The organism is Methylocapsa sp. S129, from assembly GCF_009765995.1.
In the GTDB taxonomy this organism is placed as follows: domain Bacteria; phylum Pseudomonadota; class Alphaproteobacteria; order Rhizobiales; family Beijerinckiaceae; genus Roseiarcus.
In genome coordinates this window covers 971475-987112 of sequence record NZ_LMUI01000011.1, presented here as the reverse complement: position 1 = coordinate 987112, position 15638 = coordinate 971475, and the positions used below count along the sequence as shown (strand labels likewise).

The 15638-nt window shown below is 61.9% G+C and carries 7 protein-coding genes; 4 read left to right on the top strand and 3 right to left on the bottom strand.

What is annotated here, in order from left to right; translation table 11 throughout:
- The 4 genes from GSQ90_RS07110 (at window position 1) to GSQ90_RS07095 (ending at window position 9811) form a co-directional block, all read left to right on the top strand.
- A complete protein-coding gene (locus tag GSQ90_RS07110) occupies window positions 1-2547 on the top strand; it encodes a glycosyltransferase (RefSeq protein ID WP_158814054.1) in 2547 nt (848 codons plus the stop codon).
- On the top strand, window positions 2547-4910 hold the full coding sequence (locus tag GSQ90_RS07105; protein ID WP_158814053.1) for a glycosyltransferase family 2 protein: 2364 nt from the start codon (window positions 2547-2549) through the stop codon (window positions 4908-4910). Before GSQ90_RS07110 ends, GSQ90_RS07105 begins: the two co-directional genes overlap by 1 nt.
- 154 nt (window positions 4911-5064) lie before the next feature.
- A complete protein-coding gene (locus GSQ90_RS07100; RefSeq protein WP_158814052.1) occupies window positions 5065-6369 on the top strand; it encodes a glycosyltransferase in 1305 nt (434 codons plus the stop codon).
- Between the two features lie 280 nt (window positions 6370-6649).
- A complete protein-coding gene (locus tag GSQ90_RS07095; RefSeq protein WP_158814051.1) occupies window positions 6650-9811 on the top strand; it encodes a tetratricopeptide repeat protein in 3162 nt (1053 codons plus the stop codon).
- 25 nt (window positions 9812-9836) lie between these two features.
- Here the strand turns inward: GSQ90_RS07095 and GSQ90_RS07090 are convergent, their stop codons facing one another.
- From GSQ90_RS07090 to GSQ90_RS07080, 3 genes are all read right to left on the bottom strand, one after another.
- The gene (locus tag GSQ90_RS07090) at window positions 9837-13745 is read right to left on the bottom strand and encodes a glycoside hydrolase family 99-like domain-containing protein (RefSeq protein ID WP_158814050.1); all 3909 of its coding nucleotides are present in this window, start codon (window positions 13743-13745) and stop codon (window positions 9837-9839) included.
- Between the two features lie 69 nt (window positions 13746-13814).
- The gene (locus GSQ90_RS07085) at window positions 13815-14759 is read right to left on the bottom strand and encodes a Hint domain-containing protein (RefSeq protein ID WP_158814049.1); all 945 of its coding nucleotides are present in this window, start codon (window positions 14757-14759) and stop codon (window positions 13815-13817) included.
- Between the two features lie 336 nt (window positions 14760-15095).
- The gene (locus tag GSQ90_RS07080; protein WP_158814048.1) at window positions 15096-15377 is read right to left on the bottom strand and encodes an usg protein; all 282 of its coding nucleotides are present in this window, start codon (window positions 15375-15377) and stop codon (window positions 15096-15098) included.
- Between the last annotated feature and the right edge of the window lie 261 nt (window positions 15378-15638).

Sequence of the window (15638 nt, the reverse complement as noted above, 5' to 3'; positions counted from 1 at the left end):
ATGGCAAGCGATCGCACGATCTTTGATGAGCCTCACCACCAGTCGCTCGAACTGCTTGCCGCACGAGCGCTCGCCGACAACAATCCGATGACGGCTTTCCGGTTGGCCGATCGCCGTTGCCGGATATCTCCCGCTCCCGAGCCGCATAGCTACATTCTGCGCGCCGAAGCTGCGCGCCGGATGGGCGACAAGACGAACGCTATTTCCGATATCGAGAAAGCGATCGAACTTGCGCCCGACGACATTGCCGCCAACCGCAAATTGCTGGCTTGGGGCGGGCGCGCTCAGCGGACTCGGGCCGCCCAGGCCCTTATTGCAAATGATCGCGATCCGGGCATGTTGCGAAAGGCGGTTAAAGCGCTGTTCGATGACGGGCGAATGGCCTTTGCGAAGCTGTCGGTTCTCGACAACGCGATCGAAGGCTGGGCCGCTTGGCAAGGCCGAGGGGCGTTCGAAATCGCGATAGCCGGCGGCGCCAACAATATGACCGCCACCTTCGATCCGGACCCCTTCCATCCGCTCGCTGGCGACGGCGCCGCGGTAAGTTTCTCTCTGGCGAGGCCCATGTCGGCGTCCCCACAAACCATTGTGCTGTCCGGCCCACACGGCGCCTTCCATTCCCTGCGAACCGCGGCGAACGACAGAGGCGTGTTTTCTCCACGCCGCTTTGCGTCCGCTGCGGTCGCTCACGAGGCGCCAGCGACGGTCATTGTGCCGATCTACGCAGATTATGAGTCGACACGGGCCTGCCTCGACAGTCTTCTTGCGGAGATGAGGACAGCGCCGCGTCATCGAGCGCTGCTTGTCAACGACGCAACGCCTGATCGGCGCATCGCGGATCATCTTGCGACGCTCGCGGGCGCCGAGCGCGTCAAGGTGCTGACAAATTCGCACAACCTCGGCTTCATCGGCTCGATCAACCGCGCGCTGGCCCACGCGCCCGACGGCGACGTCATCCTGCTCAACGCTGACACGATCGTGCCGTCAGGCTTCATCGACAGACTTTCTGCCGCCGCGCATTCATCGGTCGACATCGGCACGGTCACGCCGTTCTCCAACAACGGCGAATTTACCAGCTTCCCCTTGGCGAACATCGCCAATGACCTCCAGACGCCGGCGGAAATCGAACGCATCGGCCGTATCGCTGCTTCGGCAAACGACGGAATCGTCGTCGACATCCCAAGCGGAATCGGCTTTTGCCTCTATGTGACCAGCGCTTGCCTCGACGCGATCGGCCCGCTCTCGGAAGACTATCATCGCGGTTATCTCGAAGACGTTGATTTCTGTCTCCGGGCGCGCGAACGCGGATTCAGAAATGTCTGCGCGGCGTCGACCTATGTCGGTCATGCCGGCACGAAATCATTCGGATCAGAGAAGCGGTCGCTTGTCGTGCGCAATCTCGAAACGCTGGAGCGCCGCTTTCCAACGCATCGCGGGGAATGTGCAGCCTTCACGCTTGCCGATCCCCTCCGCACGGCGCGCGAGAGGATCGAGCGGGCCGCCGCTCCGCCGCGCCGCCGCCCGCGTCTTCTGGTCACGCGCGAGGGCGCTTTGAGCGAAATTGCGCGCGCACGGGCCATAAGGCTCGCCGCGCGAGGCCGGCGCGCAATTATTCTCGAAATGCGTCGAGGAGCGAGTGGAGCAAACGCGCGGCTGTTCGATCCGGCGGGCGGGCTGCCTCAATCGGTTCAATTCGCGCTCGCGTCTGCGGACGAACGATCGGCAATGCACGCCTATCTGTGCAAACTTCGTCCGTCGGGCATCGAATTTCTCGACGCCGCCCGTGTCCCGGCAGTACTCGCGGATATGCTGTTCGATCTTAACATTCCCCACGACATGGTCATCGCCGACGCCGGTTTGCACGATTGTCGTTATGGCTTTTTCGACGGCAAGCCGATCCCTCGCCGCATTGCGATAGGTAAGCGAGATGACGGCCAAGACCAGAATTTCTTGGGTAAAGACAGTCATTCGATCGCGGTCTGGCGGACGATCGCCACCAAAGCGCGCAGAATTCTTGCGCCATGCAACGGAGCGCGCGCTTTCGCATCGAGGATATTGCCGAACCGGACAATCATCTTGGACAAGACGCCCAATCGCACGCGCGCGCCACGCCGACGGCGCGCCGCGCGCGTGCGCAATCTCGGCATTGTTCCCATTCGATCCGACGTTCAAGAACAGCGCCTGCTAGGCTCCATCGCGCGGGCATTCACGAGCGCCCGACCCGAGGTCTTCATCACCGTGATCGGCGCGACTCTCGACGATTTCAACCTCATGCAATTCGGCAATATATCCGTGGCTGGAAAAGTCGATGAGAACGAATTCGCACGTGTGATCGAGGCTTACCGGCTCGATGCGCTGTTTGTCAGCGCCGCACGCCCCCTTTTCGGACATCCGGCAATGTCGCTCGCCGCCTCGTCGGCCCTCCCGGTCTCTTTTCTCGACTGGACCATGGGCGAGATCAAGCCGCGACAGGGGGATCTTGCAATCGACCCACGCTCCGACCTGGACGCTATCGTCGGCGCGCTGGCGAAATGGATTGGACACTGATGACGCGCGCCCGCCCGCAGCGCAATCCTGACCCGCTCGCTGATATGGGCATGCGGACGAGATTTGTCCGCACCGGGCGCAGAACCTTTTGCGGGCATATCGCGAGCGCAAGCGACCCGACACGCAAGTTCACGGTGGAGATATTCCTGGACGGCTTTCCCATCAAGGTCGTACGCGCGGACGCGCCTGTACCTGAACTCACGGAAGCGCGGATCGGCGACGGTTGCTACGGTTTCTCGTTTTCTCTCTCGGACGAACTTACGAGCGAGAGCGCCGTGATCGATGCGCGTGTGGCTAATTTGGGCGAAGCCATCGGCGTTCCCATCATTCTCGACGGACCTTTCGAGGAGCAGCCGCGTCATTCCGGCCCTGGAGCCTTACGCTGGCTGAGCGGGCTCCGCTTTTCCGGCTGGATCGCGGGCGATCTGCAAGACGCAGCGGTGAATATTTTTGTCGACGGGCTCCTGGTCATGCGCGTTCGCGCCGCCGCGTGGAGCCACATGGGGGCCGGCGAGGACAATGCGCGCGCGGTGCGCGCCTTCGACGCGCATCTGCCCGAGCGTTTCGGAGACGGCGCGGTGCATCAGGTCGATGCGAAGGACGATAGAGGCGAAAGTCTTGAGGGAAGCCCGCTCGCCTTCCTCGCCTTCGCCGGCGGGCTCGATGAATCCATGCTCGCGGGCGGCGTCGGCGAACAAAACCGCGCGAGAGCCGAGCTTTTCAATCGATTAATGCCCATGTCGACACCCTTCGCCGATTATCAGAGCTGGCGTGAGCGCTTTGCAGTTCCGCCGCACGGGTCCGTCGCGCTGCGCGGCGCGGTGATCATGGTCGGGCCTGGCGCGGCCGACGAAACGCTTGCAAGCCTTCGCGGCCAAACAGATGAGAGATGGATCGCGGCATCGCTGCCGCCGACATCCGATCCCATGGGCTTCACGAGCGCCGATCTTCTCGACTTTCTCGACGGCGATGGCGCGACTTGCGATTTTATTCTCTTCACACTCGCGGGGAGTGTGCTTTCTTCGTCCGCTCTGTCCAGGATCGCTGATGCGCTCGATAATCTCGAAGATGTCGATGTCGTCTTTGCCGACATCGACATCCAGAGCCGGAACGGATCGAGCTGGCCGCTCGCGTTTCCTGCTTTTGACTATGAGCGCATGCTTGAACAGGGATATTGCGCCTATCTCTTTGCGCTGCGCCCCGCGACCGCGCGACGCTCGGCGGCGAACGGAGCATCCAATCTCTATCGTCTCTTCCACGGCGTTCTGGAGAACGGCGCCGCATCCGTTCGCCGCATCGCACATCTGCCAGGCCCGCTAGCAACGCTCCCGACGCTTAATGTGAAGGCAATGGGTGAGGCGCTCGCGACGGCGTCCAATGCGCACCTGCGAAGCAGAGGGATCGCGGCGACGGCGACAATGTCCTCTGCGAGCGCCCTCCCCAGTTGTCGCGTCAAAAGACTCATCGAACGGCCGCGGGTGACCATCATCATCCCCACACGCAATCAGCCGCGCTTACTGCGAGGTTGCGTCGAGTCGATCCGTCCGGTCGCGGAGCAAATGGACGCGGAGATCATGGCGGTCGACAACGGCTCATCCGATCCGGACGCCTTGGACTATCTGGCGGCGTTGGAAGACGCTGGCGCGACTGTGCTGCGCATTCCTGGCCCCTTCAACTTCGCTCGGCTAAACAATTACGCGGCCGAAGCGGCGAGTGGCGATGTCCTCTGTCTTCTCAACAACGATATCAAAGCGCTCGACGCCGATTGGCTGGGAGAGATGCTGAGCCGCCTCGCAGAGGGTGATGTCGGCGCCGTCGGCGCGCTGTTGTTGTGGCCAAGCGGCGTTGTCCAACACGGCGGCGTCGTGCTGGGTCCGAAATTCGAAGCCGCGCACGCCTTTAGAGACCGCATGGATGGCGAGCCCGGTTATGGCGACATGCTTCGCGTCGCGCGCGAATGCAGCGCGGTGACGGCGGCGTGTTTGACGACGCGGCGAGAAGATTACCGCGCAGTCGGCGGCATGGACGAGCACCACTTTCCGGTTAATTTTAATGACGTCGATTATTGCCTCAAATTACGCGCCCTCGGGAAGCGCATCGTCTTTACGCCGCATGCCAAGCTGATGCATCTGGAATCGGCGAGCCGCGGCACGGACCGACATAGCGACCGCAGGCCGCGCTTTGAGCGGGAGCTCAGGAACCTGCGCGCCAAATGGGGCGATGCGCTCGCTTCAGACCCCTATTACAGCCCAATACTCGGGCTCGATCCCAACCCGTTCTCGGCGCTCGCCTCGCGGCCCCGTGCGATGGCGGCGCGTCTCAATGCTCCGCCTGTCCCCAACGAGCCGCCATTATGGCTCTGATTGACGGCGCGATATGCGGCCGCATGTCCTCAACAAGAAAGCCGGTAAAAATGGATCGCCCCGCCAACGACCCGACCAAGTCATGGCTTCCTGGATTCCAAGGGAACGAAGCGTATTTGCGCGCCTCGTATCTGGTCCAAAGCGGACCTTTCGCATGAATGTTCTGTTCGTTCATAACAATTTCCCGGCGCAATACCGGCATATTGCGATCGCGCTCGCGCGCGACCCAAAGGTGCGCGTCTGCGCGATAGGCGCCGCCGCGTCGCGCGGACTCAAGAGCGTCAACACCGTCAAATACAGCCTCGATAGTGTCGATGTGGCGGCGACGCATCCATTTGCGCGCCGTTTCGATCTTGAAAGCCGACGAGCCGAACAAGTTCTCTATGCCCTGTCGTCGCTGATCGCGTCTGGATTCACGCCCGATGTCATCATGGCTCATCCCGGTTGGGGCGAAACGCTGCCGCTGCGCGCACTCTTTCCGCGCGCACGCTTCATCCTCTATTGCGAATTCTTTTATGGGGTGACCAACCGCGATGTCGGGTTCGATGCGGAATTTGCCGAGACGGGAGTCGATGGACATGTCGCGCTTCACGCAAAGAACGCTGCGACGTTACTAGCCCTTGCCGACTGCGACGCCGGCGTTGCGCCAACACCGTGGCAGCGCTCAACATTTCCCAGCGAATTCCAGCGCAAGATTCACGTCATCCACGAAGGCGTCGACGTCGATCTCGCAAAGCCCGCGGACGATGCAACATTCGCACTCGCCTCCGGGCGGAAATTGCGGCGGTCCGACGAAGTTGTGACTTTCGTCGCGCGCAATCTTGAGCCGCTGCGCGGTTATCACATCTTCATGCGCGCTCTGCCACGCATTATGGCTCTGCGCCCCAAGGCGGAGATTTTGGTGGTGGGCGCCGAGGGTGTGTCATATGGCGCGCCCGCCCCGCCAGGAACGACCTGGCGGGCGAAGTTCCTCGCCGAAGTCGATGGCAAGATCGACAGAAAAAGGATTCACTTCACCGGTCCCCTGCCCTATCGCGACTATATCGCGGCGTTGCAGGTTTCGTCCGCGCATATTTATCTCACCTATCCATTCGTTCTGTCGTGGTCATTGATCGAGGCGATGAGCACGGGATGTCTGGTGATCGGCTCCGATACGGAGCCGGTGCGGGACGTGATTGACGGTCGAAACGGGATACTGACGCCGTTCTTCGACAATACCGCTCTCGCTGACCGGGTGGTTGAGGCGCTTGCGCATCCGGGCGATTTTCGGGGCATGAGGACTCGCGCGCGGCAGACGGCGCTCGATCGCTTCGATTTGCAGCGCGTATGCCTGCCACAAATGCTTTCATTTGTTCGCGGCGATGAAGGTGCGCGACGGGCCCCCAAGGCGACTTCGTCCAGTCAATCCCGCGTGCGTGTTTTCGTCGGCGCTGGCGCGAGCGCGCCGCCAAGATCTTGACCGTGGGAATACCACCCACCCCTGGCAAAGGGGACGCACGTACTGTGACGCGTCGAGCCGCGGGCGGAGCGTCCATTGCCGGCAAACGACGGTTAACTAAATCAGGGGCAATCTGGCCGCTTGCCCGCCGAACGCGCTATTGATCTGCTGCTGGAACGAGTGCGACGAAGGGGCAGCACGTCATGTCCGTCGTAAGGCGATCTGCCGCCAATCAATATATTCAGCGCTGCAAAGGCAAACCTTTCGCGCCGACAAAATATGTGCGACAGGCCGTGTCACGATGACCAGCGGCGAGGGCGTCGAGCGATCTGACGTTGAGGTCGCGGCCGCCGCGCGTAGCGCCTCGGCGGATGCCGTCGAACATAGCGATGCGCTCCCTAAGCAGGACGTCGCCGCGCTTGTCAGCTTCGGCCATTCCCTGCTCGCCGGCGCCGATCCGGCGGGGGCGCTTGAAGTTTTTCAAGAAGCCCGCGCACTCGCGCCGGATAATCTCGCCATTCACAACGAGATCGCCTATCTCTTGCGGCGGCTGGGAAGAGCGGACGAAGCGGAGACGATTTTTCGCGCGATCCTCAGAGCGGCGCCGGCGCACGCCGGCGCGCTCGCGGGCCTTGGCTACCTCTTGAGGGCGCGCGGCGTTCACGTCGAGGCGCTCACGGCGTTCGAGGAAGCCTTGGCGACAGGGCATGGCGACCTCGATCTCAAGATCGAGGTCGCGCATGAATTGCGCGCGCTTCGACGTTTTGACGAGGCGGAGCGCGCCTATCGCGACGCGCTCGTGATCGCGCCTGGACGCGCCGATGCGCTGATCGGACTCGCCCAAGCGCTTCGCGAACGCGGCGACCTGGGAGGCGCGCTCAGCGCCTTCGAGGCGGCAGCTCAGGTAAACCCTCATAATCTCGAAGCGCGCAATGCGATCGGCTATCTCCTGCGCCAAATGAAACGCCCATCCGAGGCCGAGGCGGTGTTCGCGAGCATCGTGTCGAATGCGCCGGGCCACGGCGGCGCTCTGGTCGGCCTGGGTTATATTCGTGGCGAGCGAGGCGATTACGAGGAAGCGCTGGCGGCCTTCGAGGCCGCGGCTGCGCATGACGCTCATAATCCCGCCATACGAATTCAGATCGCGCATCTCCTGCGAAAGATGGATCGACCCGACGAGGCGGAAGCCATGTTTCATCGGGTTCTCGACGACGCGCCGAATAGCGTTTCCGCGATGATCGAAATGGCCAAGCTCAAGAAATCGCGCGGCGATCGCGCCGGCGCGATGGCGATCTTCGCGACGGCGATCGAGAAGAGCCCGGGCAGTGCGGGTCTGCGCGTCGAATTCGGTTATCTCTTGCGAGAGATCGGTCGCGCGGAGGAGGCGCGCGAGGCATTTGACGCGGCGCTGAAGTCAGAGCCGCTCGGCGCACCAGCGCTCTGCGGCCTCGGTTGGTTGATGGTTGACGTCTACCGCCTCGACGAAGCGCAGGCCTATTTCTCGCAAGCGCTGGAGGCCAATCGGCGGGATCCGGCGCCTCGCCTCGCCCTTGGTCACGTCGCGCGCCGTCGCGGCGACCGTACCGCGTCGCTCGCCTTTTTCGAATCCGTTCTCGGCGTCGAACCGGAGAACATCGACGCCAAGCTCGAACGCGCCGTTGAATTGCGCGATCGCGGCGCATTTGTCGAAGCGCGTGAGATGATCGAGTCGGTGCTTGTCGCCAATCCGAAGCACGTCTCTGCTCGTTTACAATTCGCACAATTGGAGGAGAGGCTCGGCGATTCGGCCGCCGCGTTGCGCACGGTTCAAGTCGCTTTGACAACCAGTCCGCGTCATCCCTCAGCGTTGCTGGCGGCGGCAAGGGCGAACCGGAATCTTGGCAAGCCGCATGAAGCCCAAGATATCATCAGGCGCGCGCTCGAACAAGACCCGAACAATCTCGAAGCCCTCATTGACCTCGCAGACAGCACAATGGCGGCCGAGGATTTCGGCGGCGCTCGCGCGGTCGCGTGGGCGGCTATCGCCGCCCACCCGCATCAGGTCTGGCCCTATCTTCAGGCCGCGCGCGCCGCCGCCCAATCGGGCGACGCCGCCGAAGCGTCGGAGATCCTGGACGACGCCCTAAGGCAGTGCGGCTCGCAACCTGAAATCGTGGCGACCCGCGTCCAGCTCGCCCGCCAGGCGCGCGATTGGCCGGCCGCGCGTGAAGCGCTTGCCCGGGCCTCTTGCGACTTCGCGGGCAGTTTCTTTCTCTGGTCGGAGACAATGCTTGTTGCGATCGCAATCGGCGATTTCGCGAGCGGAGAGGCGGCGCTCGCTCGCGCGCCCGTGAGCTCCACCAAAGATCAGGCGCGAGTCCGCTTGTTTCGCGCGCAAATGCTTGAGGCGCAGCGCCGATATGACGAGGCCATTGCTGAATATCGCGCCGCCGCGCAGCTTGATCCCGCCGATAGTTGGACCCATGGCGAGCTTGCCCGTGCGTGCCTGATCGGGCTTGAACTCGACGCGGCGCTCGACGCTCTGCGTATGTCGGTGCATCTGGACGCTTCAGGCCACATTCTGCGCGGCCAATCGCTGAACGCGTCGCAACATCCTCTTGGCCAGATCATCGATGAATTCCTGCTCGATCGCGAAATCTTGCGGGAATTGCAAGACGCCCGTCGCCTGCCTGTTGCCGATCGGCTCGCGCTCTTGAGCGATGTTGTGCGGCGAAACCCCTCGCAGACGGCGCCCGCGATCATGCTCCTCATCGCTTTGAGACAGAGCGGGCAATTCGCGCAATCCGCAAGCGACCGCCATGACGAGGCCGCGCCGACGATTCCCAGGCGCATCGTGCAGTTCTGGGACAGCGCCGAGCCGCCGCGCGACATTCAGGACATCATGCGGAGTTGGCGAGACAAGCATCCCGACTTTGCCTACCGCCTGTTTGACGACGCCTCGGCGAAGGCCTTCCTCATATCGCGCTTTCCGATCGACGTTGTTCGCGCTTTCATGCGGGCCCGTCACCCTGCGCAGCGCGCCGACATATTCCGCCTCGCCTATCTGAGCGCGGAGGGCGGATTCTACATTGACGCGGACGATCGCTGCCTCGCGCCGATCGCGACCTTCGCGCCGGCGGGAGCCTCCCTGGCGCTCTACCAAGAGAATTATGGAACGATCGGCAATGATTTCATCGGGGCCATGTCGGGCCATCCGATCATCGCGCGCGCGCTCGTCATGGCTGTCGAGGCGATGAATCGAGGAGATTCGGACACATTGTGGCTGTCGACGGGACCGGGACTCTTTACGCGCGCTTTCGCGCAGGTCGTCGTTGAGACGCCCGATTGGCGTCGCGGGACGATCGTCCGCGAGCTTGACGCTGCGCAGCGCGCCATAGGCCTGCATTGCCCCGTTTGTTACAAACAGACGAACAAGCACTGGACCCGGGCTGCCCGGCGCAATATCGCCGCCGTCTCGAAATAGCGCAGGCCGGCCAACGCCCGCGGCGCTACGCCTTCCGCTTGGCGCGCACTTTGCGTTTTCTGGCCGGTTCGCTGGCTGCCTTCCCACCGAACAATTGCTTCGTGACCTCCTCGATATAGGCGTCCTGCAGCGTGGTCACCCCGCGAGGATCAGCGAGTCTTTCAGCGACCGCGCGGTGCATCCGGCGAATCTCATCGACATGTTTCTGGGCCTTTAGCGAATGGGTGACGCTTTGCGCGTGGCGGCGGTGCACATTGAGAGGGTCGGCGACATAGGCGATTTTCGCGCCGGGAACAGTGAGGCATTCGATATAGAGCCGCCAATCGCCGGCCATCTTATATTGCGAAAGCTCATCGCGGCAGGCGCTGAGACAACGCAGCAGCGCGTCGCGTCGCCAAACGACGGAGCTGACATTGAGGATTGTATTCTTCACAGACAGGAAGCGACGCAGAAAGTCGGCGCCTTCGAACACCTCGCTGCGCGACAGCGCGCCAGGTTCGATCGTTTCGAAATATGGCTTATAGCTGGCGTAGACGGGCGCGCCAACTGCGTCAATCGAGCGCGAATCGCAAAAGGCGATTTCGATCGCTGGATCAGTGCGCATGGCCGCAAGCATCGTCGCTAGAAACGACGGTTCAGAGAGGTCGTCCGCTTCCGCTACCCATATATAGTCGCCTTGCGCCATTTCGGCGGCCTTCGCCCATTGTGCGAAGACGGAGCCCGAATTGACATCGTTGATGACGAGCGTGATGTCGCGCTCGCGCTCCTCGGCGACCCCTTCGATGACCTCGACGCTATTATCCCGCGATGCGTCGTCGAGAACGATGACTTCCTCGACCGGATGCGTCTGATCGAAAATCGTGTTCAGCCGATCGGCAAGACAATGAGCGTAGTTGTAGTTCGGCACCGTCACCGACACGGATGCAAGGTCCGGCAGGACAAGGCGAAGGAGGTCGCGAACATAAGGCGGAAAGCCGAAACGTTTCTCGATCGCTTCCTGCGCCCGCGCCTGCATAGCCCGGTCGGGTCCATCGGCGATCAGCTTCCTCAGTTCGGCGGCCATCGCTGGAGCGTCGCAATAGGGAACGACGAGGCCGAGCGCTTCCTCCTTGAGGAAATCGGCGATGCCGCCGCTACGGTCGAATGCGATCACCGGCGCGCCGACGCTCATCGCTTCGAGCGCTACGGTCGGGAAAGGGTCCTCGCGCGAGGTCAGCAGAAGCGCGTCCGCGGCGGAAAAGAACGCGGCGACATCGCTGCGATAACCGACCATGTGCAGCGTCCCGGCGGCGATCGCCTCGGCCATCTCGCCTGCGAGCCATTCCTTCAGATTAGGATCGATGCCGCCGACCCAGCAAAAGTGCGTCGTCGGCCGCGTCGAGCGAAGAAGGCGCCAAACTTGAAGAAAGAGGTCGAATCCTTTGCGCATGTCAGCATAGCCGACCCCAAGGACCAATCGCGCGCGGGCGTCGAGCCCGAGTTCCTTGCGCAACGCCTCGGCCTCTGCGGGCGCGTAAATCACCTGCTTGTATGAGCCCTGCGGGCGGATCATGAGCTTTTCGCTGGCCGGCAAGCCGAGCGCCTCGATGACCTTCTCGCAGACGAAGGCCGAGGCGAAGACGACATGCTTGGCGCTTGCGATGCCAGCTCGCGCCGATCCTTCAAGCGCTTTTTCTCGCAACAGACGCGGGAGTTCGTGAATGAGAAGGATGCTTCCTACGCCCTGAGCGGCCAGCAGCAGCGCGGCGTCGCCCGAGGCGGACGTGTTGACGATCGCCGCCGAAAATCGTCGCGCCGAAAGCTCGCGGATTCGCGCGGCGAGCGCATTCCGATCTTTGGCGACGGTGAGCGGCGCGACCGCGGAATAATCGCTCTCCATCGCGCCGCCGGCGAGCAGAAGAAATTCGATCTCCACGCCGAACGCGCTTTGCAGCGTCTTGCCGATATTGAGGAGAAGCTGCTGGGCTCCGCTTGGAAACGCATCGTGTCCGACGAGCAACAGCCGCGGCCGCCCGGCGTCCTGCGTCGCACCCACGACGCCCCTTCCGGTGGCGTTGAGATAGGCGGCGCCGAAATGCAGGTCCGGCTCAAGGTAGGCCCCTTCGCACCATTCGTTCCACGCGTTGACGCAGACGATTGGCTCGCCGAAAAAGCTATTGCGCTGGGCTCGCTCCACAAGCGCCGACAGCCACGCCTCGTATTTCGCAGGCGTGGAGCCATGAACCACGAGGCCCGCGCCTTGCCGACGCGCATCGTTATCCCAACTCGGAACAATCGTCTTGATCAGCGGGAAAGATGGACGCGCTTCCTCAAGCGAGCGTTTGACGAGATCGTCATAGGCGAAAATCTGACCTGAGAAGGTGTCGTCGAGAATTTGCGGATCGAAATCCGCCAGAGGAATATTCTTCGTGAGCTTATGCGGCGGAAACTCAATGGCTCCATCGAGACCGAAAGCGGACGGATCATAGTCGTCAAAGCTCTGACTCATGATGATGATTGGGTTCTCGCCGAACTGATCGACGAAGAGCGAGCGCCAGCGCGCGATCGTCCTGGCAGTGCTGGGAATGAGACTCGGCCGATAGATCATCATGAGCGGCCGGCCCTGGATTCGAATATAGCGCCGGTCGGAGAAGTGCCGAGCATATTCCTTCACGAGGCGCGCGTCGTCATCCTCGCGATAGTCCTGCGAGATCAGCACCTCGCTTTCCATTCCGTCCCAGCGCCGCGTCCAATTCTCGTTCGCCCACATCAGGCAGAACGGCATATCGATATCGGGCGCCTGGAGAAATTGCTCCAACGGTCTTTCGAGCAACCTTTTGCCGTTGAACGTGTAGTAGTAAAATACGAATCCGTACACGCCGGCCGCCTTGGCCATCTCCGCTTGCTTGCGCATCGTGTCGATATCTGCAAGCGAATAGAAGCCGAGATCGCGCGGAATGCGAGGTTGATAATGGTCCTTGAAGCGCGGTTGACCGCGCGCAATGTTCGTCCATTCGGTGAAGCCCTTGCCCCACCAAGCGTCGTTCTCAGGGAATGAATGGAATTGCGTGAGGTAATAGGCGAGGATCTTGGCGCGCCGGTGGCTGCCCATTGGCAGCGGTCGGAATTCCTCAAAATGCGGCCCGGGCTTGGTGAATCGTTTGACCTGGGCGGAAATCGTCGCATCGTTCTCCGGTGGGACGGGGAATATATCGGGCTCGCCGCGATGCTCCAGATAATGGTCGAGAGGGTTGCGCTCCGGATTCCGCCGGAGATAGCGCTGCCGGTAGAATTTCGTATCGAAATTCGCGGAAGGATTGCGGCCTTCGCGATGACCCCATGAGATAAAATGATCGAAGGGATCGCCGCCGGCGGCGGCGATGTCCTTATAGGTCTCAAGATAATATTTCGCGTCGAATTCCGGGATCGGGCTGAAGGGGCCGAACCGGTGCTTGAGATAATGCGCGAGCGCGCCTTCATCCGGCGCGAGCGCATAGGTCGCGCGATACCACGCCGGATCGAAATAACGGCACGGTCGACGCCCCTCACGCTCCCCGAGCGAGATATAGTGCAGGAGCGGATGCTGACCGGCGATTTTCACTTCCGCATTGGTTTCAAGATACCAAATCGGATCGAAGACCGGATTGGGCCGACGCCCTTCCAGATAACCGTAGTGAAAGAAATGCTTGAGCGGATCCCTGCCCGCCTCGATGACATCGGGATTGCTCAGGCCGTAGTAGTCCTCGTCAAAGAGCGCGCTCGAGCGGAGCAGTGCGAAGACTTCCGATAAATCGCTTTCGGACGATTGCTCGCTCGGCGGCGTCTTCGACGAGGCGTCGCGATCCGGCTCTTCGGTCGCCGCCGCGACGACCGGCGCCTTGGCCGTCGCCTGATGTCGCGCCCGGGTCCGGGCGGCGCGGGACGAACGAGCAAGATTGTTGAGAAATTCAGACATGTCGCCCCGTCGAATGAAAGGTAGCGCTTATTCAAGCGTCAACATCAAAGAGCGCCGGGGGCGCGGTCCTCAAGCGGCGACGCCCGGGGCCCTGACGAGCGCGCTTGCTCGTTCGGCGAGCCTCTCGCGGGTCGCGCGCGACACTTGCCTGGACGCCTTGGCGCGCGGATAGGGCATTTCGACCATCGTCGCGTCGTCGAGACCCAGCGCTTCGCGCTCGCGCCAATTGTCGAAGCCCATGCGATCGACATTGTCGACGAAGGTCTCGGCAGGGGCATTCTCGGCGAGGATCAGCGCGTGCCCATCCACTTCGACGTGATAATAGATGAAAATCGGCGGGACCTCGCGGCTGCGCACAATCGAGACGCCGTTGATAAGGCTGCCTGCCTGGATCAGCGCGCCATCGACAAACAAGGCGTGTTCGGGCGACAGATGCAGATCGCGCGCCGGAACGCCGTCCGCGAGCGCTCCAGCCTTCACGCAAACGGGCAATCGCAAGTCGTCGACGAAGAGCCGCGCCACAGTTTGCCGGCCGATCCATCGCACGGGAACGGCGTCGCCGACCGTGGTCAGCACGAGATCGCCAATCGCCAACATCTCGACCGGCGTCTCGCCGGAAGGCGTCTTGATCCGCGTGCCGGGCATGAAGCAGATATGCTCGCCGCCATGCTCTTCATGCAGTTGATGGGGATGCTTTCCGGAAAGCTCGTCCTGCGTGAAGAAGAAATAATCGCCGTGCGAATCCTTGGCGATGAAGCCCTGGTCTCCCGCGGCGTCGGTCGCGCGCGACACGAAGGTCAAGGATTCATCCGCACCGCTGTGGCCGTGATGGCCGCCATGCTGATCATCGCCAAGCTTCGTATTGATTTTGAATTTGTCGTGATCGCGCAACACCGCCTCGTCGTCGGAGACTTTGACGTGGGTTGCAACGGGCTTCGTACTCTCGATGATGAATTTCCCGTCATCGTCCTCGACCGCGTAAACATAGCCGAACGTTTCGGAATAGGTCGTCATGGATCGCCCCCGTCCAACTTGGCTTACAACTCGTTACCAGACGAGCTTAACAAATTCGGTGGGGCGGCCAAGCATCGGCCCGACAATCCTCCCTATACGGTTCAAAAATTGTTGCCGGCAAGACGCGCATTTGTGACGAATGCGCAGGGTCCTGAAAGCGCGCATCGAGCGACCGGGCGACCTCGAAGGCGCACATCGTGGCGACGTTCGACATTATCGCGATCGCAACCCAGCCTGGGATCGCCATTCACGATTGTTTCGGCATCGAGCGACGCGTTCATGCGTCGCCGCGCGGCTTGAGACGGATCTAAACGAGGCCGACAGCGGCGGCCCGGATCAATGCAGCAGCATTTCCACGCCGATGCTGCGAATCTCCGCCGGCTTGATGAGCGAGGTATGAGCGACACGCACCGAATGCAGCGGCCCGTCGAGCTTCTCGCGCCAGAAGGCGAGGAATTTCATCAGCGCGGGAAATCGCGGCGCCAGATCGTAGTCCTGCCAGACGTAGCTTTGCAGCAAGATAGGATGATCGGGCAACCGATAGAGGATTTCCGCCGTCGTTAGGCTGAACCCTTCCAACTGACGCACAAACTCTGGAGAAGCGACCGTACGAGCCATAGCGCAAACCTCCTTCGTCCTGAGGTCGGCGTCGCTATGCCCGGACTCGCCAGGCAAACCGCCGCCGAGAAGCCTATTGCGCGCCGGAAAGGTTAATCCGGCGTTAACCACGAGCAATGCCGGGCATTCCAATTCGCAAAGGAGGCCCAAGGCTGCGTTTTGACTGAGCAATTCGCGGGCCAGACAATCCTCGGCCTTTTAATCGTTATTTGTGCAGGCGTCAGAAAAACTGGGCGCCTTCGGGCAAAACGAAAGCTGTCG